The sequence below is a fragment of the Ruegeria sp. YKSF131 genome (assembly GCF_059612645.1).
This window is the reverse complement of record NZ_JBXWQZ010000029.1, coordinates 23,355-42,463: the sequence shown is the minus strand read 5'-3', so window position 1 is coordinate 42,463 and position 19,109 is coordinate 23,355. Positions and strand designations below refer to the sequence as shown.

The 19,109-nt window shown below is 59.7% G+C and carries 18 protein-coding genes; 13 read left to right on the top strand and 5 right to left on the bottom strand.

Going from position 1 to position 19,109, the window contains the following annotated elements; translation table 11 throughout:
* Positions 1-31: 31 nt before the first annotated feature.
* Genes hisC through AC2FLZ_RS12305 form a run of 3 tightly spaced genes read left to right on the top strand, consistent with a single transcriptional unit; the run spans position 32 to position 2,882 of the window.
* Entirely contained in the window at positions 32-1,117 is a 1,086-nt protein-coding gene (gene hisC, locus AC2FLZ_RS12315) for a histidinol-phosphate transaminase (RefSeq protein ID WP_496882221.1), read from the top strand.
* Positions 1,114-2,034 (top strand): prephenate/arogenate dehydrogenase family protein, encoded by a 921-nt coding sequence (locus AC2FLZ_RS12310; RefSeq protein WP_496882220.1) that lies wholly within the window; start codon positions 1,114-1,116, stop codon positions 2,032-2,034. Before hisC ends, AC2FLZ_RS12310 begins: the two co-directional genes overlap by 4 nt.
* Positions 2,031-2,882 carry an extensin-like domain-containing protein gene (locus tag AC2FLZ_RS12305; protein WP_480605191.1) on the top strand — a complete coding sequence of 284 codons (852 nt, stop codon included), beginning with the start codon at positions 2,031-2,033 and terminating at the stop codon, positions 2,880-2,882. The genes AC2FLZ_RS12310 and AC2FLZ_RS12305 overlap by 4 nt, the downstream gene beginning before the upstream one ends.
* Here AC2FLZ_RS12305 and AC2FLZ_RS12300 read toward each other — a convergent pair.
* The gene (locus AC2FLZ_RS12300; RefSeq protein ID WP_480553906.1) at positions 2,879-3,880 is read right to left on the bottom strand and encodes a DUF2125 domain-containing protein; all 1,002 of its coding nucleotides are present in this window, start codon (positions 3,878-3,880) and stop codon (positions 2,879-2,881) included. The genes AC2FLZ_RS12305 and AC2FLZ_RS12300 overlap by 4 nt on opposite strands.
* 67 nt (positions 3,881-3,947) lie before the next feature.
* On the opposite strand from AC2FLZ_RS12300, the gene AC2FLZ_RS12295 reads away from it, so the two are divergent.
* The 3 genes from AC2FLZ_RS12295 to AC2FLZ_RS12285 all read left to right on the top strand — a co-directional run bounded on the left by AC2FLZ_RS12295 (position 3,948) and on the right by AC2FLZ_RS12285 (position 7,472).
* Positions 3,948-4,478 carry a gamma-glutamylcyclotransferase gene (locus AC2FLZ_RS12295; protein WP_267365629.1) on the top strand — a complete coding sequence of 177 codons (531 nt, stop codon included), beginning with the start codon at positions 3,948-3,950 and terminating at the stop codon, positions 4,476-4,478.
* A 69-nt stretch (positions 4,479-4,547) separates the two neighbouring features.
* On the top strand, positions 4,548-5,726 hold the full coding sequence (locus AC2FLZ_RS12290; RefSeq protein ID WP_480482292.1) for a biopolymer transporter ExbB: 1,179 nt from the start codon (positions 4,548-4,550) through the stop codon (positions 5,724-5,726).
* Positions 5,727-5,729: 3 nt separating this feature from the next.
* A complete protein-coding gene (locus AC2FLZ_RS12285) occupies positions 5,730-7,472 on the top strand; it encodes a peptidoglycan -binding protein (protein WP_496882219.1) in 1,743 nt (580 codons plus the stop codon).
* Positions 7,473-7,716: 244 nt separating this feature from the next.
* On the opposite strand, the gene clpA is transcribed toward AC2FLZ_RS12285, so the two are convergent.
* Positions 7,717-10,041: an ATP-dependent Clp protease ATP-binding subunit ClpA gene (clpA, locus tag AC2FLZ_RS12280; protein WP_480622104.1), complete on the bottom strand. Its 2,325-nt coding sequence runs from the start codon at positions 10,039-10,041 to the stop codon at positions 7,717-7,719.
* A gap of 174 nt (positions 10,042-10,215) precedes the next feature.
* Positions 10,216-10,983 (bottom strand): hydroxyacylglutathione hydrolase, encoded by a 768-nt coding sequence (gene gloB / locus AC2FLZ_RS12275; RefSeq protein ID WP_480605199.1) that lies wholly within the window; start codon positions 10,981-10,983, stop codon positions 10,216-10,218.
* Positions 10,984-11,044: 61 nt separating this feature from the next.
* Here gloB and AC2FLZ_RS12270 point away from each other — a divergent pair, with 61 nt between their 5' ends.
* From AC2FLZ_RS12270 to AC2FLZ_RS12240, 7 genes are all read left to right on the top strand, one after another.
* Positions 11,045-11,779: a class I SAM-dependent methyltransferase gene (locus AC2FLZ_RS12270; protein WP_480622105.1), complete on the top strand. Its 735-nt coding sequence runs from the start codon at positions 11,045-11,047 to the stop codon at positions 11,777-11,779.
* Positions 11,780-12,081: 302 nt separating this feature from the next.
* Positions 12,082-12,642 carry a F0F1 ATP synthase subunit delta gene (locus AC2FLZ_RS12265; protein WP_480493594.1) on the top strand — a complete coding sequence of 187 codons (561 nt, stop codon included), beginning with the start codon at positions 12,082-12,084 and terminating at the stop codon, positions 12,640-12,642.
* Positions 12,643-14,181 (top strand): F0F1 ATP synthase subunit alpha, encoded by a 1,539-nt coding sequence (gene atpA, locus AC2FLZ_RS12260; RefSeq protein ID WP_480475432.1) that lies wholly within the window; start codon positions 12,643-12,645, stop codon positions 14,179-14,181. It abuts the gene before it with no gap.
* Between the two features lie 12 nt (positions 14,182-14,193).
* Positions 14,194-15,069, top strand: a complete 876-nt coding sequence (locus AC2FLZ_RS12255) for a F0F1 ATP synthase subunit gamma (protein WP_480482282.1) — start codon at positions 14,194-14,196, stop codon at positions 15,067-15,069.
* Between the two features lie 20 nt (positions 15,070-15,089).
* Complete coding sequence (gene atpD / locus AC2FLZ_RS12250) at positions 15,090-16,514, top strand: F0F1 ATP synthase subunit beta (protein WP_480475437.1); 1,425 nt, start codon at positions 15,090-15,092, stop codon at positions 16,512-16,514.
* A gap of 12 nt (positions 16,515-16,526) precedes the next feature.
* A complete protein-coding gene (locus tag AC2FLZ_RS12245) occupies positions 16,527-16,937 on the top strand; it encodes a F0F1 ATP synthase subunit epsilon (RefSeq protein WP_209504801.1) in 411 nt (136 codons plus the stop codon).
* Between the two features lie 113 nt (positions 16,938-17,050).
* Positions 17,051-17,401, top strand: a complete 351-nt coding sequence (locus AC2FLZ_RS12240; protein ID WP_480553912.1) for an H-type lectin domain-containing protein — start codon at positions 17,051-17,053, stop codon at positions 17,399-17,401.
* Positions 17,402-17,429: 28 nt separating this feature from the next.
* Here the strand turns inward: AC2FLZ_RS12240 and rpiB are convergent, their stop codons facing one another.
* A complete protein-coding gene (rpiB, locus tag AC2FLZ_RS12235; protein ID WP_480487551.1) occupies positions 17,430-17,879 on the bottom strand; it encodes a ribose 5-phosphate isomerase B in 450 nt (149 codons plus the stop codon).
* Positions 17,880-17,985: 106 nt separating this feature from the next.
* Complete coding sequence (locus tag AC2FLZ_RS12230; protein ID WP_480553913.1) at positions 17,986-19,005, bottom strand: ribose-phosphate pyrophosphokinase; 1,020 nt, start codon at positions 19,003-19,005, stop codon at positions 17,986-17,988.
* Positions 19,006-19,109 lie beyond the last annotated feature (104 nt).

Below are 19,109 nucleotides of genomic sequence, written 5' to 3'. Positions count from 1 at the left end.
GGTATGAGGGGCCCATTCAACGGAGCCTCTCATGACCAAGATCACCCCGCAACCCGGCATTATGGACATCGCGCTTTATCAGGGCGGCCAGTCACATGTGGCGGGTGTTGAGCATGTGATCAAGCTGAGCTCGAACGAGAACCCGTTCGGCCCCAGCCCCAAGGCGATTGAGGCGGTGCGCGACAGCGCGGCCACTTTGCATCGGTACCCCAACACCGACCACGCCAGTTTGCGCGCGGCCATCGGCGCGCGTCACGGACTGGACCCTGCGCAGATCATCTGCGGTGTCGGCAGCGACGAGGTGCTGCAATTCATCGCTCAGGCCTATGCAGGGCCGGGGGATGAGGTGATCTATACCGAACACGGGTTCTCCATGTACCCGATCATCGCCCGCATGGCAGGTGCCGCACCGGTCATGGTGGCCGAGCGCGACCGCAAAGTCGATGTGGATGCCATTCTGGCCGCCGTAACCAGCCAGACGCGGATCGTGTTTGTGACCAACCCCGGTAACCCGACCTCGACCATGATCTCGAACGACGAGCTGGACCATCTGGCGCAGGGTCTGCCTGATACCTGCCTGATGGTCTTGGACGGTGCCTATGCCGAATTCGTCGACGGTTTCGATGGCGGCGCGTCTTTGGTGGATGCATATGAGAACGTGATCATGACCCGCACATTCTCGAAAGTGTACGGGCTGGGCGGGATGCGGGTCGGCTGGGGGTATGCGCACCAATCGATTATCGATGTTCTGAACCGAGTGCGTCAGCCCTTCAACCTGTCTTTGACAGCCCTGGCCGCAGCCGAAGCAGCGATCAGCGACGTCGATTTCCTGACGTTCTGCCAATCTGAAAATGCGCGCCTGCGAGTGTGGCTGGCAGAGGCGCTGGACAAGATTGGCGTACCCTCGGACCCGTCCTGTACCAATTTCATCCTCGCGCGTTTTGCCGATAGGGCCGAGGCCGAGGCCTGTGATGACTATCTGAAAACGCAGGGTTTGATTGTCCGCCGGGTTGCAGGCTACAACCTGCCGAATGCCCTGCGGATCACCGTGGGCGATGAGAAAGCCTGCCGCCGCGTCGTTGCGGTGATTACAGCATTCAAAGAGGGCGCAGCATGAGCCAGATTTACGACCGGGTTGCGCTGATCGGGCTGGGCCTGATTGCCTCCTCCATGTTCTGGGCGATCAAGCGTGGGGGCTTGGCCGGGGAAGTGACCGGCTATGCCCGGTCCGAGGCGACACGTGACACCGCGCGCAGAATCGGGCTGTGCGACCGCGTCTGTGACACGGCGCGCGAAGCGGTCGAAGGTGCTGATCTTGTCGTTCTTTGCGTGCCTGTGGGGGCAATGGGGGCCGTCGCAGAAGACATCGCACCCGTGCTCAAGCCCGGCGCGACCCTGTCGGATGTGGGGTCAGTCAAGCGGCATGTCATTCACGCAGTTCAGTCGCATATCCCCGAAGGTGTGCATTTCATTCCCGCGCATCCTTTGGCAGGGACGGAACATTCCGGTCCGGAATCGGGTTTTGCCAGATTGTTCGACAATCGCTGGTGCCTGCTGGTGCCCGTCGAAGGAACCGACCCGGATGCAATCGCCCGCCTTCGGGCGTTGTGGGAAGGTATGGGCTCCCATGTCGATGAGATGGACGCCGATCATCACGATCTGGTTCTGGCCGTCACGTCCCATGCGCCGCACCTGATCGCCTACACGATGGTTGGCGTGGCCGACGATCTGCGCCGGGTGACCGATAGCGAAGTGATCAAATACTCGGCCGCGGGTTTCCGGGACTTCACTCGCATCGCCGCATCCGACCCGACCATGTGGCGCGATGTGTTCCTGTCCAACAAAGACGCGACGCTGGAAATCCTGGGCCGGTTCACGGAAGAGCTGTTTGCGCTGCAACGTGCCATCCGGACCGGGGACGGGGAACATTTGTTTGACTACTTCACCCATACCCGTGCTATTCGTCGCGGCATCATCGATGCGGGGCAGGACACCGACGCACCGGATTTCGGGCGGGGAAAGGCAGGTTCATGAGGTTATACCGGGGGCAATTTCTGATCGGGATCATGGCGTTGTGCGCCGTGGCCACACAGGCAACACCTCTGGAACGATCTCTGGTTCCTCCCGCACGTCCGATTCTGGACCAGCACAACGTTCAGGTTGTGTCCGCTGTTGCCCCGGTGTCCGTCGCGGCCATAACCGATCTGCGCCCCATCTCACGTCCGGTTTCACCGCAGGTCACTGCTGCACTGGCGCGACCATCGGAATTGCCACTGCTGGGGCCCGACACGTCGCTGATGCCTTACTTGAGACCTGAATCGCTTGAACAGCAGGTGCTTTTCAAGAAGCGCAAGCTGCGTAAAGGGTCAGTTTGCGGAGATATCGCCATTCAGGGCAAGCCCGTCGGCAGGGTCGGCAGCGACAACTCGGCCTGTGGCGTAAAAGATGCGGTGCAGATCACCTCTGTTTCCGGTGTGGCACTCAGCCGCCCGGCGACGATGGATTGCGGCACCGCAGTTGCACTGAACAAATGGGTCGACAAAACGGTCAAACCCACCTTCAAACGTCGCGGCCCGGTGGTCGAATTGCAGGTGGCAGCCCATTATGCGTGCCGAACTCGCAACAACCGCAAGGGCGCGCGGATTTCCGAGCACGGCAAAGGACGCGCCATCGATATTTCGGCCTTCAAGTTGGCCGATGGTGAGGTCGTGACCGTCCTGGAAGGATGGCGCAAGAACCCGTCACAGAAGCAATTGCAGAAGATCTGGCGCGGTGCGTGTGGCCCGTTCGGTACGGTATTGGGGCCGAACTCGGACGGCTACCATCGCGATCATTTCCATCTGGATACGGCACGCTACCGCAGCGGAGCGTATTGCCGTTAACGCAGGATCAGCCGCGGGGCAGGGCCCAGCGGCACCGGCCCCAGGGCTACAAAACCATCCCGGAAGTTCAGTTGCAGGTCCAGCGCGTTGGGGTTGCCGCCCAACCCTGCCAGAAAATTCAGTGCACGGGTGACAGGATCAACCGCCTGATCGGGCAGGGCACCTGCCGCGTTTGCCATGTCGATCATATCGCGCCAGTTCTCGGCCTTGACGGCGATCTCACCGCTCGGAACACCCTGTGAGTCTACATCCAGCTTACCAGCCGCAAACAGGCGTAACCCACCCCATTTGATCTCGGCCAGTCGCAGGTCTATGGCCACGGGCTGCGGTCTGCTGTGTTCCAGCGCCGACCTGTCCCAGACTTTGCTGAACGTGGTGACCATGTCCAGTTCCAGCGTTTCGAAGGACTGCGGCAGCGACGCGGCCGAATTCATAAGGACCCGCAACCGGTCACCGGGTGTGAACCCATCCGCGCGGGCGGTAATGGCATAAGCTTCGGGTTGGGATGTTTGCGCCATGATCAGGCTTAGGGTGTCCCCAGCGGCCAGTGCTGTGGAGTTTTCGGTCACCGACCAAGCCCCTGCCGTCAGCGCCAGTTTCTCAAGCACAAGCGAAACGCCGGGTTGCAACTGTAGTTCGGCAATCAACTCATCTGCGACAATCGTTGACGTCTGATCGTAATAAGACAGACGTTGGGGCGTTTCGGCAAACCGCAGCACCTGCCGGCCGGGCCAGATCGCTGGGCTTTCAAATTCGATCCAGTCCGCGCTCCAGGCTGTGCCATTCACCGGGTCGGCAAGGGCGGGATTGTTCAGGCGGGTCAAGTGGTGGGTCGGATACCCTGCCGTTGTCACGTCCGAGAAATCAGCCAGCCAGCCACGGGCCTGTTGTTGATCAAACCAGCCAGTGATTGCCACGCGCAGGCCATATCCGGCGACAAACCAATAGGCGCTCCACAGGATGCCGATAAAAATGACTACTCGTATGACACGGCGCATGAGCTTTGGCCCTTTTTCCTGCCTCGGAATTGATGTTTATAGGCCCAAACGGGCAAGGACCAGTGCAATGACGATGTGGGTTTTCGGTTATGGATCGCTGCTGTGGAATCCGGGCTTTCCGGTCGCACGCAGCGAACGCGCGACACTGCATGGCTATGCCCGGTCCTTCTGCATGAGCTCGATCCACCACCGGGGAACCGAAGAAGAACCGGGTCTGGTGCTGGCGCTGGACGAACAGGCAAACGCGATCTGCACCGGTCTGGCCCTTGCGGTTGAAACCGGTCACGAAGACCGCACCCTGCACGAACTGCGCGAGCGCGAGCTGATCTCGTCGGCCTATGTCGAACGTATGCTGGATGTGCATCTGGAAAATGGCGACATCGTCAACGCCGTGACCTATGTGATCGATGCCGACCATGTGCAATACTGCGGCGGCATGCCTTTGGAGGATCAGGCCCGGATCATCGCCCACGCGGTTGGCGGACGCGGCCCGAATGATGAATACCTCTACAACACTGCCGAACATCTGGCCGAGATCGGCCTGCGCGACCCCGATCTTGAGTGGTTGGCGCAACGGGTGCGCAGTATTACCGCATAAACTCTTGGCGTCACCAGTGGAATTTCGCTAGTTTCGACGCAGAGCAGGCAAATACCGGGAACCACGCGCATGGCGCAGGCACATCAGGGCGCGAGACCCCATTTCTCGCATCCAACGCGACAGATTCTGTTGATGTTGATGGCGATCGGCCTGTCCGGGCTGGGTGTGTTTCTGGCGCTGCCCTATGTGTTGCCGGTGTTCTTCGCCAACCCGTACCTGAACGGCTTCATCCTGATGGTGTTCCTGATCGGCGTGTTTGCCTGTTTCTATCAGGTGACACAACTGATCGGGTCCGTGCGCTGGATTGAGGCATTCGTTGGCGGTGTTGTTCGTGAAGACGCCCGCACACCGCAATTGTTGGCACCTCTGGCCTCATTGCTGCGCGAACGGGGTGCGCGGTCGCAGATCAGTTCGACCTCGACCCGCTCTATTCTGGATTCTGTGGCCGAACGGGTCGAGGAAGAGCGTGAAATCACCCGCTATATCACCAACGTGCTGATCTATCTGGGTCTTTTGGGTACGTTCTTTGGACTGGCGACAACCGTGCCGGCCATTGTCGATACCATCCGCAGCCTAAACCCGCAGGAGGGCGAGGAAGGGCTGGCCGTTTTCAACCGCCTGATGACCGGGCTCGAGGCGCAATTGCAGGGGATGGGTGTTGCGTTCGGATCGTCTCTGTTGGGTCTGGCCGGGTCGCTGATCGTCGGCTTGCTCGAAGTTTTTGCAGGGCACGGGCAGAACCGCTTCTATCGCGAGCTTGAAGAATGGCTGTCTTCGATCACCCGCTTAGGTTTCGCAGGTGGAGAAGAAGGCGGTGCCGAAATTGCCGTGCTCACGCCGGTGCTGGACGCCATGTCCGAACAGATGGATGCCTTGCAGGATCTGTTCTCTGCGCAGGAAAGCGACCGGGCCGAGGTTTCCGCCAAGCTGGGTTTGCTGGTCGATGTGATCGGTGAGATGAACAACCGTCAGGCCAATACCGAAAGTGTTACGGCGGCGCTGGAACGCGTGGCGCTGGGTCAGGAAGCCCTGCTGGATCACATGCGCGATCACGGTGCGGGTGAAGGTATCGACGCCGAAAGCCGGATGCGCCTGCGCTCGATGGATGTGCAGCTGCTGCGTATCCTCGAAGAGATTTCGGCGGGCCGGCAGGAAAGCATGAATGAGTTCCGCAAGGATATTGAACTGCTGGTCAAGGCGCTGACCCTGCCGCGCGGTGCGGTACGCACCACGCCGGAAGGAGAATAGCCCATGGCGCTGTCCCGCCGCACCGGTCAACGGTTCCAGGGCTCGGTCTGGCCCGGTTTCGTCGACGCGATGACGGGGCTGTTGATGGTGCTGACCTTTGTGCTGACCATCTTCATGGTGATCCAGTTTGTGCTGCGCGAAACCATCTCGGGTCAGGAAGACGAACTGACCACATTGGCTGACGAAATCGCGGCGCTGGCGGGTGCGCTGGGGCTGGAAGAACGCGAAAACAGCCGGTTGCAGGCGCGCCTTGGGGCGTTGAATACCACCCTGTCTCAGGCTGAAGACGATCTGGCGCGAGCCCAGTCACTGATCGCGTCACTGACCACCGAGCGCGACCGCCAGGCTGCCGCTCTGGATCAGGCGCAGACCCGGATCACCAATTTTGAAGCGCAGGTAGCAGCCCTGCTGGCCGAACAGGAACGGGCACTGGGTGATATTGCAGTGCTTGAATCGCAGCGCGCGAAACTGCTGACCGAGCAAGAGGCGTTGAGCCTGGCCCTTGCCCAAAGCCGCGAGGAAATCGACGCACAGACCGAAGCCGCCCGTTTGGCCGCTGCCCGTCGTGAAGCACTGGAAGCGCTGGTGGCGGATCTGGAGCAAGGCAGCGCCGACCGGGACGCCCAGATCACCACCCTTGAACAGCAGCTCAGCGATGAAGAAGCCGCCCGTCTGGCCGAAGCCGCCGCCGCCGAGGCGTTGCGTAACCGCCTTCTGGATGCCGATGCCGAGCTGACGGCCATGACACTTGCTCTGGAAGCGCAACGCAAAGAGGCCGAAGACACACTCACCCTGCTGGCCGCAGCACAGGCGGCGCGTGCCGCGTTGGAGCGTCAGTTTGGCGACGTGAACCCGGATGAACTGCGGGCCCAGCTTGAAGCCGCTTTGCAGGCGCAGACGCAAGCGCAGGCGGATGCTGATGCGCAACGCTCTCTGGCCGAGCAGCGGCAGGCCTTGTTGGACCTCGCCAATGCGACGCTTTCGGAAGAAAAAGAAATCTCTGTCGAAGCGCAGCGAGAAGCCGCACTGCTGAACCAGCAGATCGCCGCCTTGCGCGGGCAATTGGGCTCCTTGCAGTCGCTGCTAGACGATTTCGAAGAACGCAACGCCGCCGCCGAGGTGCAGATTCAGACATTAGGGCAGGACCTGAACGCAGCGCTGGCCCGTGCCGCATCCGAAGAACGCAGGCGACGTCTACTGGAAGAAGCGGAACGCCTGCGTCTTGAGGCCGAGGCCGAGGCACTGGCCGGGCAGAACCAGGAATTGGCGGCACAGGCCGAGGATCTGCAACGCTATCGCTCGGAATTTTTTGGTCGTTTGCGGGATGTCCTTGGCGGTCAGGAAGGGGTGCGCATCGAAGGCGACCGGTTCGTGTTCTCGTCCGAGGTTCTGTTCCCGACCGGGTCCGCCGTGCTGTCCGAAGAAGGGCAGCAGGAGGTCGCCAAGGTGGCCAGCATCCTGCGCAGTGTCGCTGCTGAAATCCCGCCCGGTCTGAACTGGGTGATCCGGGTCGACGGCCACACCGACAACGTTCCTCTGGCGGGGTCGGGCCGGTATCGCGACAACTGGGAGCTCAGCCAGGGTCGCGCGCTGTCGGTTGTGCGCTATATGGTTGACGCGCTGGGCATTCCGCCCAACCGCCTTGCAGCCAACGGGTTTGGCGAATTCCAGCCCGTCAACCCCGCTGATACGCCGGAGGCACACGCGCAAAACCGCCGGATCGAGTTGAAGCTGACCGAAAGGTAAAGCCTCTGGCCCTCAGCAGCCACGAAAACAAGCCGCCGCCCCGCAACCGGTTATTGGCGATACCGGCCACAGTGACCAGAGCCGTTGGAGAATCAAGGCGGCGCATGTCAGACAGGCGTTTCACACGCAGTATAACCGAGACGCTAACGCGACCCCGGTCGAGTGGATGAGTCCTTGTCTGTGTTGGGCGAAACGAAGAAAACCCGCCTTGGTAGGCGGGTTTTCTGTTTGATGCGGTGGGCGATCAGTCTGCCGTCAGAAGCGGAGGCTTGTCACCCGAAATGCGCGGTTGATCCGGGCCAAGGATATCAAGATCCAGATCACCCTTCTTGACCGAGACACGGACCACACCGCCTTTTGCCAGCTTGCCAAACAGCAACTCTTCGGCCAGCGGTTTCTTGATGTATTCCTGAATGACACGGCCCAGCGGGCGCGCACCCATCTTGTCGTCATACCCTTTGTCCGCCAGCCATTCGGCGGCTTTGGGTGTCAGATCAATGGTCACACCACGATCCAGCAGTTGGGCTTCCAGTTGCAGGACGAATTTCTCGACCACCTGCAAAATGACCTCTTTCGGCAGCGGCGCGAACGAGATCACGGCATCCAGACGGTTGCGGAATTCCGGCGTGAACATGCGTTCAATCGCGGCAGTGTCTTCGCCCTCTCGACGGTCACGACCGAACCCGATCGCGGCCTTGGCCTGCTCTTGCGCCCCCGCGTTCGAGGTCATGATCAGCACCACGTTGCGGAAGTTCACTGTACGACCGTTATGGTCAGTCAGCTCGCCATGGTCCATCACCTGCAACAGGATGTTGAACACGTCCGGGTGCGCCTTTTCAATCTCGTCCAGCAGCAACACACAATGCGGATGCTGGTCGACACCGTCGGTCAGCAGACCCCCCTGATCGAACCCGACATAGCCCGGAGGTGCGCCGATCAGACGGCTGACCGCGTGTTTCTCCATGTATTCCGACATGTCGAAACGCAGCAGTTCAACGCCCAGCGTATCCGCCAGCTGTTTCGCCACCTCGGTCTTGCCCACACCGGTCGGACCGGCAAACAGATAGTTGCCGATGGGCTTTTCAGGCTCCCGCAGGCCGGCGCGCGCCAGTTTGATTGCGCTGGCCAGCGCCTCGATCGCCAGATTCTGCCCAAAGACCACCCGTTTCAGCGAGGCTTCGAGGTCTTTCAGCACCTCGGCATCGTCCTTGGTGACGTTCTTGGGCGGGATGCGGGCGATCTTGGCAACCACGGCCTCAATCTCTTTGACCCCGATGGTCTTGCGCCGTTTGCTTTCCGCCACCAGATGCTGCGCCGCGCCAGCCTCATCAATCACGTCGATGGCCTTGTCGGGCAGCTTGCGGTCGTTGATGTAACGTGCCGACAGCTCGACTGCGGTTCTGATCGCATCAGCGGTGTATTTGATGTCGTGATGTTTCTCAAAATAGGGTTTCAGACCGCGCAGGATCTTGACGCTGTCTTCAACCGAAGGTTCGTTCACATCGATCTTCTGGAACCGGCGCGACAGGGCTCGGTCCTTTTCAAAATGCTGTCGGAACTCTTTGTAGGTGGTCGAGCCCATGGTGCGCAGCTTGCCGCCCTGCAACGCAGGCTTCAGCAGGTTCGAGGCATCCATCGCCCCGCCCGAGGTTGCACCGGCACCGATCACGGTATGGATTTCGTCGATGAACAGCACTGCGTCGGGGTGCTCTTCCAGCTCGGTTACAACCGCCTTCAGGCGCTCTTCGAAATCGCCGCGATAACGGGTCCCGGCCAGCAGTGCGCCCATATCCAGCGAATAGATGGTGGTGTGTGCCAAGACATCTGGGGCTTCTCCGGCGACGATCTTGTGCGCCAGACCTTCGGCAATGGCGGTTTTGCCCACGCCCGGATCGCCCACCAGCAGCGGGTTGTTCTTGCGGCGGCGGCACAGCACCTGGATACAGCGTTCCACCTCATCCGCGCGCCCGATCAGCGGATCGACATCACCCGCGCGCGATTTCGCGTTCAGGTCAATGCAGTATTTCCCAAGCGCACTTTCTTTTTGTTCCGTGTCGCCGGATCCTGTCTGAGCTTCTTCTTCCACCTGATCCGCACCGGATACCGACCGGCTTTCACCATAAGCGGGGTCTTTGGCCACGCCATGGGCGATGAAATTGACCGCGTCGTACCGGGTCATGTCCTGTTCCTGAAGGAAATAGGCGGCATTGCTTTCGCGCTCGGCAAAAATGGCGACCAGTACATTGGCACCGGTCACTTCGGTCCTGCCCGAGCTTTGCACATGGATTGCGGCGCGCTGAATGACGCGCTGGAACGCTGCCGTCGGTACGGCTTCGGACCCGTCGATATCCGTGACCAGATTTGAAAGATCTTCGTCTATGAACTCAACCAGAGTGCTGCGCAACTCGTCCAGATCGACGCTGCACGCTTTCATGACGCGCACCGCATCGGGTTCTTCCAGAAGCGCCAGCAGCAAATGCTCCAGCGTTGCAAATTCGTGTCGCCGTTCATTCGCAGCCGCAAGGGCCGCGTGGATGGCTTGTTCCAGTGTGCTCGAGAATGAAGGCACGCGGGTGCTCCTCTGTCTTGGGTCAGAAGGGGGCGGGCTTTCGGCCGGAACCCCATCCCAACCATGTCCTCATACTATTAGAGTTTGGTTGATCGTGGCCCGGCTTCAAGGGTTTTCTTTCACTTGACAGTCACATTTGTTGTGACCGTGGCCGTGAAGAGGGGCAAATAAGCATCAGAACCTGTCTTTTCTACCCCGGATTTCGGCGAAAACCGCCGCAGGATCGGCGTTTGCCATACCAAGATGGGCCTGAATCGCCGGATCAGTGGCCCTCAGGAACGGGTTGGTGGCTTTTTCAAGCGCCAAAATCGACGGAACAGTGGCTTCGCCAGCGGCGCGGGCGCGGTCGATATCGGCAATTCGCTGTTTCAACGCAGCGTTCTCGGGATCGACGGTAATGGCGAATTTTGCGTTGGATTGTGTATATTCATGCCCCGAACAGACCAGAGTGTCGTCCGGCAAAGCGGCCAGCTTGCTCAGCGACGCCCACATCTGCGCCGGGCTGCCTTCGAACAGACGTCCACATCCGAGGGCCATCAGGCTGTCAGCGGTAAAGACGACCGCGCTTTGCGGAAGATAAAACGCGATATGACCAACCGTGTGCCCCGAAACGTCCATCACCTCGACTGGTTCGCCACCGACCTCAAAGCTGTCGCCTTCGGCAACCTGCTGGTCCAGCGGGGGCAGGCGGTGCGCGTCGGCGGCCGCACCGATGACCATTGTAGGGTGTTTGGCCAGAATTTCGGCTAGCCCTTCAACGTGATCCCAGTGATGATGGGTCAGCAGCACATGTGACAACGCCCATCCCCGATCTTCCAGCGCCGCAAGAATCGGCGTGGCTTCTGGGGCATCGATCAGCGCAGTCTGGCCATTGCCGCTGTCATGGGCCAGAAAGGCGTAATTGTCGCTGAGGCACGGGATTGTAACGATTTCAAGAGGCATGGCCTTTTGCCCTTTCATTGCTAGACTGCGCCCAGCTAAGCCGATTGACCGGATGTCCGCAATGCATCTTGATGTGCAGGATCTGAGGAACTTCTACTACCGCAGCACCCTTGGGCGCGCGGCACAGGCGGCTATTCGCGGGCGGCTGACCGAGCTCTGGCCCGAAGCCAAAGGTCAGACAGTTGCCGGTTTTGGCTTTGCCGTGCCGCTGTTGCGCCCTTATCTGGCCGATGCGCGCCGGGTCATCGGGCTGATGCCCGGCCCGCAAGGTGTGATGCCCTGGCCCGCGGGGATGCCCAATGTCTCGGTCCTGACGGAAGAGACCCGGTGGCCCATTGAAACCGGTCACGTGGACAAGCTTGTGGTGATGCACGGGCTGGAGACGTCCGAGCGGCCAAACCAGCTGCTCGAGGAATGCTGGCGCGTTCTGGGCCCCGGTGGCAGGGCCGTGTTCATTGTTCCGAACCGGGCGGGTCTGTGGTCACGTACGGACAAAACGCCATTTGGCTTTGGCCGTCCCTATTCCGCCACTCAGCTGGAAAATCAGCTCAGGTCGCACTACTTCCTGCCCGAGGCGCATTGCTCGGCTCTTTACATGCCGCCGTCCTTCCGGCGGTTCTGGTTGAAGTCGGGCAGTCTGATCGAAAAAACTGGCCAGCGCATTCCAACTGTCATGGCGGGCGGGGTGTTGATGGTCGAGGTCACAAAGAACATTCATCCGCCCCGGGGCAATGTCACCAAAGATGCCATCAGGAAGCCTATCAAGGCGCTTGATGGTCTGCTAAAGCCAGCGTGACAACCGTGTGCATCCCAAAGTGACAAATTCGCGAGAAAAAAGTCACAGGAATCGCAAAAACCTGCATATTCGTAACATTTTTCAACTGCCGCGACCGGTCCAAACGGTCGCACTTGGTGTAAGTGTATGAAAATTAACATTTTGTGGATAAATCTGTTACCGCTATAGCGTATTGCTTGGTTGGTTCACCTCTGCTACATCCCCGGTGATTTTGATCCCCGACCGTCTGGCCGGGGTTTCCTCACGCCCCAAGGTAGCGGCCGCTACCCAAAATCGGGGCCTCAAATATCGGAAGGGTGGACGTGTCCGAACCAGCTTCGATTTCCACAGGCATCGCCGAGCGCTATGCCACCGCGATCTTCGAGATCGCAAAAGAGAATAATGACCTTGCGGGTCTGGAATCCGGCATCAATGATCTGGCAGCAGCACTGGGCGACAGTGCCGACCTGCGCGACCTGATCGCATCGCCGCTGGTTTCGCGTACTCAGCAGGAAGCTGCGATCACCGCAATTGCTGACAAGATGGGCCTGAACGCCATCCTGCGCAATACGCTGGGTCTGATGGCGCAGAAACGCCGCCTGTTTGTTGTGCCGCAACTGGTGCAGGTGCTGCGTGACATGCTGGCTGATGAGCGTGGCGAAGTGACCGCCGATGTCGCCTCGGCCAAGGCGCTGACCAAGACACAACTGGAAAAACTGTCCAAGACGCTGTCCGAGCGTGTGGGCAAGACCGTAACTATCAATGCGACCGTTGATGAAAGCCTCATCGGCGGTCTTGTCGTCAAAGTGGGCTCGAAAATGATCGACAGTTCGATCCGTTCGAAGCTGAACTCCCTACAGAATGCAATGAAAGAGGTCGGATAAATGGGAATCCAAGCTGCAGAGATTTCTGCAATCCTGAAGGACCAGATCAAGAATTTTGGTCAGGAAGCCGAAGTGGCCGAGATCGGTCGCGTGCTGAGCGTCGGTGACGGGATTGCCCGTGTATATGGCCTGGACAACGTTCAAGCCGGTGAGATGGTCGAATTCCCCGGCGGTATCATGGGGATGGCGCTGAACTTGGAAAGCGACAACGTCGGTGTCGTTATCTTCGGTTCTGACCGTGACATCAAAGAAGGTGACACCGTCAAGCGCACAAACTCGATCGTGGACGTTCCAATCGGTGACGAGCTGCTGGGCCGTGTTGTTGACGGTCTGGGCAACCCGCTGGACGGCAAAGGTCCGATCAATGCCACCAAGCGCGGCGTTGCAGACGTCAAAGCACCCGGTATCATTCCGCGTAAATCGGTGCACGAACCGATGGCAACCGGCCTGAAATCGGTTGACGCGATGATCCCGATTGGCCGTGGCCAGCGCGAGCTGATCATTGGTGACCGCCAGACCGGTAAAACCGCCGTGGCTCTGGACACCATCCTGAACCAGAAAGTCTATAACGAAGCAGCGGGCGACGACGAGTCGAAGAAACTGTACTGCGTTTACGTTGCGATCGGTCAGAAGCGTTCGACCGTTGCCCAGCTGGTGAAGAAACTGGAAGAATCCGGTGCGATTGAATATTCGATCGTTGTCGCCGCAACCGCGTCCGACCCGGCACCGATGCAGTTCCTGGCACCCTATGCCGCAACCGCGATGGCAGAATATTTCCGTGACAATGGCCGTCACGCGCTGATCATCTATGATGACCTGTCGAAACAGGCCGTGTCCTATCGTCAGATGTCGCTGTTGCTGCGTCGCCCGCCGGGCCGCGAAGCCTATCCGGGTGACGTTTTCTACCTCCACTCCCGCCTGCTGGAACGTTCGGCAAAGCTGAACGAAGACTTCGGTGCTGGTTCGCTGACGGCTCTGCCGGTTATCGAGACCCAGGGTGGTGACGTTTCCGCCTTTATTCCGACCAACGTGATCTCGATCACCGACGGTCAGATCTTCCTGGAAACCGAACTGTTCTATCAGGGCATCCGTCCTGCTGTGAACACCGGTCTGTCGGTTTCGCGTGTGGGCTCGTCGGCTCAGACCGACGCGATGAAATCGGTTGCCGGTCCGGTCAAGCTGGAACTGGCTCAGTATCGCGAAATGGCGGCCTTTGCGCAGTTTGGTTCCGACCTCGACGCCGCAACCCAGCAGCTTCTGAACCGTGGTGCGCGCCTGACCGAGCTGATGAAGCAGCCGCAGTACTCGCCGCTGACCAACGCGGAAATCGTCTGCGTCATCTTCGCTGGCACCAACGGCTATCTCGACAAGATCGATGTATCTGACGTTGGCCGCTACGAGGCCGGTCTGCTGGCGCATCTGCGCGGCAAGCACGCAGACCTGCTGAAGTGGATCACCGACGAAGATCCAAAGATCAAAGGTGAAGCGTCCGACAAACTCAAAGCAGCGATCGACGAATACGCCGCGACCTTCGCTTGATAGGAGGTTCCGATGCCTAGTCTGAAGGACCTTAAAAACAGGATCGAGTCGGTCAAATCGACCCGCAAGATCACCAAGGCCATGCAGATGGTCGCGGCCGCAAAACTGCGCCGCGCCCAGGAATCTGCCGAAGCCTCGCGCCCTTATGCCGAGCGGTTCAATGCCGTGATGGCGGGGCTGGCGGCGTCGGTTGGGGGCAGCGACAGCGCCCCCAAGCTGCTCCGTGGTACGGGCAGTGATGATGTCCATCTGCTGGTTGTGCTGACAGCTGAACGCGGCCTGTGTGGCGGCTTCAACTCGAACATCGCCAAGCTGGCCCGCCAGAAGGCGGAAGAGCTGCGCGGCAAGGGCAAGACGGTCAAGATCCTGACCGTCGGCAAGAAAGGCCGTGACGCGCTCAAGCGTGATTTTGGCGATCTGTTCGTTGGGCATGTGGACCTGAGTGAGGTCAAGCGTCTGGGTTATTCCAACGCGCAGGACATCGCAAAGGACATCCTGTCCCGCTTCGACGGGGGCGAGTTCGACGTTGCCACGATCTTCTATTCGAAGTTCGTCAACGTTGTGACCCAGATCCCGACGGCACAGCAGGTCATCCCCGCCTCGTTCGAGGAATCGGAAGGTGACGACAGCGGTGCCATCTTCGACTACGAGCCCAGCGAAGAGGCCATTCTGGCCGACTTGCTGCCCAAGGGGGTTGCGACCGCGATCTTCTCGGCTCTGCTCGAAAACGGAGCGTCTGAACAGGGCGCGCGGATGTCCGCAATGGACAACGCGACGCGCAACGCGGGTGAGATGATCGACAAGCTGACGATCCAGTTCAACCGCTCGCGTCAGGCCGTGATCACCAACGAGCTGATTGAAATTATTTCCGGCGCCGAGGCGCTGTAGAGACAAACCGGAGACGAAACATGGCGAATGCAAAAGGCAAAGTCACACAGATCATCGGGGCCGTCGTCGACGTGCACTTCGAAGATCAGCTGCCTGAAATTCTGAACGCGCTGGAAACCACCAACAATGGCAAGCGCCTGGTGTTGGAAGTTGCTCAGCACCTGGGTGAAAACACTGTCCGCACCATCGCGATGGACGCGACCGAAGGTCTGGTCCGTGGCGAAGTGGTCACCGACACCGGTTCACCGATCTCGGTTCCGGTTGGCAATGCCACCCTGGGCCGCATCCTGAACGTCGTCGGCGAGCCGATCGACGAAAAAGGTCCGGTAGAGGCGACCGAAGTTCGCGCTATCCACCAGCCCGCACCGACCTTTGCCGAACAGTCGACCGAGTCGGAAGTTCTGGTCACCGGCATCAAGGTGGTTGACCTGCTGGCCCCTTACGCCAAAGGCGGTAAGATTGGCCTGTTTGGCGGCGCCGGCGTTGGTAAAACTGTTCTGATCATGGAACTGATCAACAACATCGCAAAAGTGCACTCGGGCTTCTCGGTGTTTGCGGGTGTTGGTGAACGGACCCGTGAAGGCAACGACCTGTACCACGAGATGATCGAATCGAACGTGATCAAGCCGGACAACCTGTCGGAAAGCCAGGTGGCCCTGGTTTACGGTCAGATGAACGAGCCTCCGGGTGCGCGTGCGCGTGTTGCTCTGACCGGACTGACCCTGGCCGAGCAGTTCCGCGACCAGTCTGGTACCGACGTTCTGTTCTTCGTCGACAACATCTTCCGCTTCACGCAGGCGGGTTCCGAAGTGTCGGCTCTGCTGGGTCGTATCCCGTCCGCTGTGGGCTACCAGCCGACACTGGCCACTGACATGGGTGCCCTGCAGGAACGCATCACCTCGACAAAGGCCGGATCGATCACTTCGGTGCAGGCGATCTACGTGCCTGCGGACGACTTGACCGACCCCGCGCCGGCAACTTCGTTTGCGCACCTCGACGCGACCACCGTTCTCAACCGTGCGATCTCGGAAAAGGGTATCTACCCTGCGGTTGACCCGCTCGACTCGACCTCGCGCCTGCTCGACCCGGCCATCGTCGGGGAAGAGCACTACAAGGTTGCGACCGACGTTCAGCAGATCCTCCAGCGCTACAAGTCGCTGCAGGACATCATCGCCATCCTCGGCATGGACGAACTGTCGGAAGAGGACAAGCTGACCGTGGCCCGTGCCCGTAAGATCGAACGCTTCCTGTCACAGCCGTTCGACGTGGCCGAGGTCTTCACCGGCTCGCCGGGGGTTCAGGTTCCTCTGGATGTCACCATCTCGTCGTTCAAGGCCGTTGTGGCTGGCGAATACGATCACCTGCCCGAAGCAGCCTTCCTGATGGTTGGCGGCATCGACGAAGTGATCGCCAAAGCCGAAAAAATGGCAGCAGCAGCCGCCTAAGGAGTATCCCTGATGGCAAACACGATGCATTTCGACCTCGTCAGCCCCGAGCGGAGCTTAGCTTCGCTCGAGGTCACCGCGGTCCAGATTCCCGGCGCAGACGGGGACATGACGGCGATGCCCGATCACGCCCCCACCATCACAACGCTGCGCCCCGGTCTGCTGAAGGTTGAGGCACCCGAAGGGTCCAGCGAATACCTGGTCACCGGCGGGTTTGCCCAGATCAACGGCGACAGCCTGTCGGTTCTGGCCGAAAAGGCGGTTCCGGTTTCGGAAATCACCCGTTCGCATATGGACGAGCTGATTGCCGAGGCACGCGCCTCGCACGAAGCGGCAAAGGGCGGCGACGATATGTCGATCGTCGACGAAGCCGCCAAGCTGCTGGCCGACATGGAAGCGCTTGGGACGCATATGAGCCTGTAATTGGCTTAACAGTGAAAATTGGAACGGCCTCGCGATTGCGGGGCCGTTTTTTTGTCGTGCTTTTGCCAAAAAGCAGGGATAAGTTGCGGAAATTCAAGTATAATGATGAAAACATGAAAAAATTTCTGACCCATCCCATTGGCATCGATCAAGGTGAAAGTGTTCTGTTTTCGGAATTTGCCGAAGGCGGGGACATGTGGACTGGCGAAGGCCCCCGCGAACGTCGGAAACCCATCCAATTCAAGGACACGTTTCTTAGCCCGCCCATGGTTCAGATCGGGATTTCCCTTTGGGATGTCGACACATCATCAGCCCTGCGCGCCGAGGTTCAGGCAGAAAATGTCACCACAGAAGGGTTTGAAGCGGTGTTTCGGACTTGGTCCGACACGCGAATTGCCCGCATCCGGATCAGCTGGACCGCGTTTGGAGAGGTGGCACACCCGGACGACTGGGACATTTCCTGATCCTGGGCTTGCAGGACAGGCGCGGAGCTCAGTCGTCCTGCGCTTCGATCATGTCGACCCGTGTGGCGTGGCGGCCGCCTTCAAATTCGGCACCCAGAAACGCATCCACAATATCCAGCGCCTGTCCTTCGCCGACAACACGCGCGCCAATCGACAGCATATTGGCATTGTTATGCTGGCGGATCATCCGGGCGGAAAACGCGTCCGAACAGACGCCGCAGCGAATGCCGGGCACCTTGTTTGCGGCCATCATGATGCCCTGACCCGTGCCGCAGAGGATTATCCCCAATCCGCAATCACCCGAGGCTACGGCCAGTGCCGCGGCCTTGCCGTGTTTGGGGTAATGGGTGCTTTCCGGGGTCGTCGGGCCGATATCGACCACGTCCCATCCTTGCTGCGCGATGTGGTTGGCCACGGCCTGACGCAGCTCGATTGCCGCGTGGTCGCTGGAAAGAACAATGCGTTTGTTGCCAGTCATGGAGATCGGTCCGCTTGTGTCGCTGATCGCGCGCATGAGGCAGACTTGTGCGCAATCGGTGGTTCAAAAAAGAAAGGGACGACACATTCTGTCGACCCGTCCAAACTCAATCCATCTGGTACATGGATTCGTAGATCGGCGTCAGCGTCTTGTCTTCGAACAGGGATGACACGCTGGTTCCGTTCCAGATGTTCAGGATCGCCTGTGTAAAGATTGGCGCAGTCGGAACAATCCGGATGTTCTTGGCGCTCAATATCTCTTTGGTTGGCTGGATCGTATCGGTCAGCACCAGCGACTTCATCACCGAATTTGTCACCCGTTCCACTGCAGGGCCACTCATGACGCCATGCGTGATGTAGGAATGAACCTCTTTCGCACCGTTATCCAGCAGCACCTGCGCCGCCTTGCACAGCGTTCCGGCGGTGTCGCACATGTCGTCCACGATCAGGCAGATCTTGTCCTTCACATCCCCGATCACGGTCATCTCGGCCACTTCGCCCGCTTTCTCGCGGCGCTTGTCCACGATCGACAAAGGGGCGTTGATCCGCTTGGCCAGTTCACGCGCGCGGGCCACGCCGCCCACGTCAGGTGAAACGACCATGATTTCATCCAGATTTCCCTTGAACTGATGCCTCACATCCAGCGCAAAGATGGGCGAGGCATAAAGGTTGTCCACGGGCATATCGAAAAAGCCCTGAATCTGGGCCGCATGCAAGTCCATGGTCAGGATCCGTTCGATCCCGGCCCCTGTCAGCATGTTGGCCACCAACTTGGCGCTGATGGGCGTGCGGGCCTTGGTGCGACGGTCCTGACGGGCGTACCCGAAATACGGGATCACGGCGGTGATCCGCTGCGCGGACGACCGGCGCAGCGCATCGGCGATGATCAGCAGTTCCATCAGGTTGTCATTGGCCGGGTTCGAGGTCGGTTGGATAATGAACATATCCTCGCCGCGCACATTTTCGAACACTTCCACGAAAATCTCACCGTCGTTGAACCGTTCGACACGCGCATCGACCAGACCCTGATCAACGCCTCGGTACAGGCTCATGCGGCGTGCGATGGCTTGGGCAAGCGGAAGGTTGGCGTTCCCAGCGATAAGCTTGGGTTCGTGAAGTGTCGGCATCGGCTGAGGTCCCCGGGCAGCAATGGCAATGTGACAGAATCGTGATGTTGACACCGCTTAGCATGGCCTTACCGTCCCGCAAAGGTAACGCAGCGGAGAAAGTG

Bases quoted from the DNA above. Each gene is read 5' to 3' on its own strand.
- AC2FLZ_RS12255 (WP_480482282.1), top strand. From the start codon at position 14,194: ATGCCTAGTCTGAAGGACCTTAAAAACAGGATCGAGTCGGTCAAATCG.
- AC2FLZ_RS12240 (WP_480553912.1), top strand. From the start codon at position 17,051: ATGAAAAAATTTCTGACCCATCCCATTGGCATCGATCAAGGTGAAAGT.
- AC2FLZ_RS12295 (WP_267365629.1), top strand. From the start codon at position 3,948: ATGACGATGTGGGTTTTCGGTTATGGATCGCTGCTGTGGAATCCGGGC.
- AC2FLZ_RS12270 (WP_480622105.1), top strand. From the start codon at position 11,045: ATGCATCTTGATGTGCAGGATCTGAGGAACTTCTACTACCGCAGCACC.
- AC2FLZ_RS12290 (WP_480482292.1), top strand. From the start codon at position 4,548: ATGGCGCAGGCACATCAGGGCGCGAGACCCCATTTCTCGCATCCAACG.
- atpD (WP_480475437.1), top strand. From the start codon at position 15,090: ATGGCGAATGCAAAAGGCAAAGTCACACAGATCATCGGGGCCGTCGTC.
- AC2FLZ_RS12305 (WP_480605191.1), top strand. From the start codon at position 2,031: ATGAGGTTATACCGGGGGCAATTTCTGATCGGGATCATGGCGTTGTGC.
- AC2FLZ_RS12300 (WP_480553906.1), bottom strand. From the start codon at position 3,880: ATGCGCCGTGTCATACGAGTAGTCATTTTTATCGGCATCCTGTGGAGC.
- atpA (WP_480475432.1), top strand. From the start codon at position 12,643: ATGGGAATCCAAGCTGCAGAGATTTCTGCAATCCTGAAGGACCAGATC.
- hisC (WP_496882221.1), top strand. From the start codon at position 32: ATGACCAAGATCACCCCGCAACCCGGCATTATGGACATCGCGCTTTAT.
- AC2FLZ_RS12230 (WP_480553913.1), bottom strand. From the start codon at position 19,005: ATGCCGACACTTCACGAACCCAAGCTTATCGCTGGGAACGCCAACCTT.
- gloB (WP_480605199.1), bottom strand. From the start codon at position 10,983: ATGCCTCTTGAAATCGTTACAATCCCGTGCCTCAGCGACAATTACGCC.
- AC2FLZ_RS12245 (WP_209504801.1), top strand. From the start codon at position 16,527: ATGGCAAACACGATGCATTTCGACCTCGTCAGCCCCGAGCGGAGCTTA.
- rpiB (WP_480487551.1), bottom strand. From the start codon at position 17,879: ATGACTGGCAACAAACGCATTGTTCTTTCCAGCGACCACGCGGCAATC.
- AC2FLZ_RS12285 (WP_496882219.1), top strand. From the start codon at position 5,730: ATGGCGCTGTCCCGCCGCACCGGTCAACGGTTCCAGGGCTCGGTCTGG.
- AC2FLZ_RS12310 (WP_496882220.1), top strand. From the start codon at position 1,114: ATGAGCCAGATTTACGACCGGGTTGCGCTGATCGGGCTGGGCCTGATT.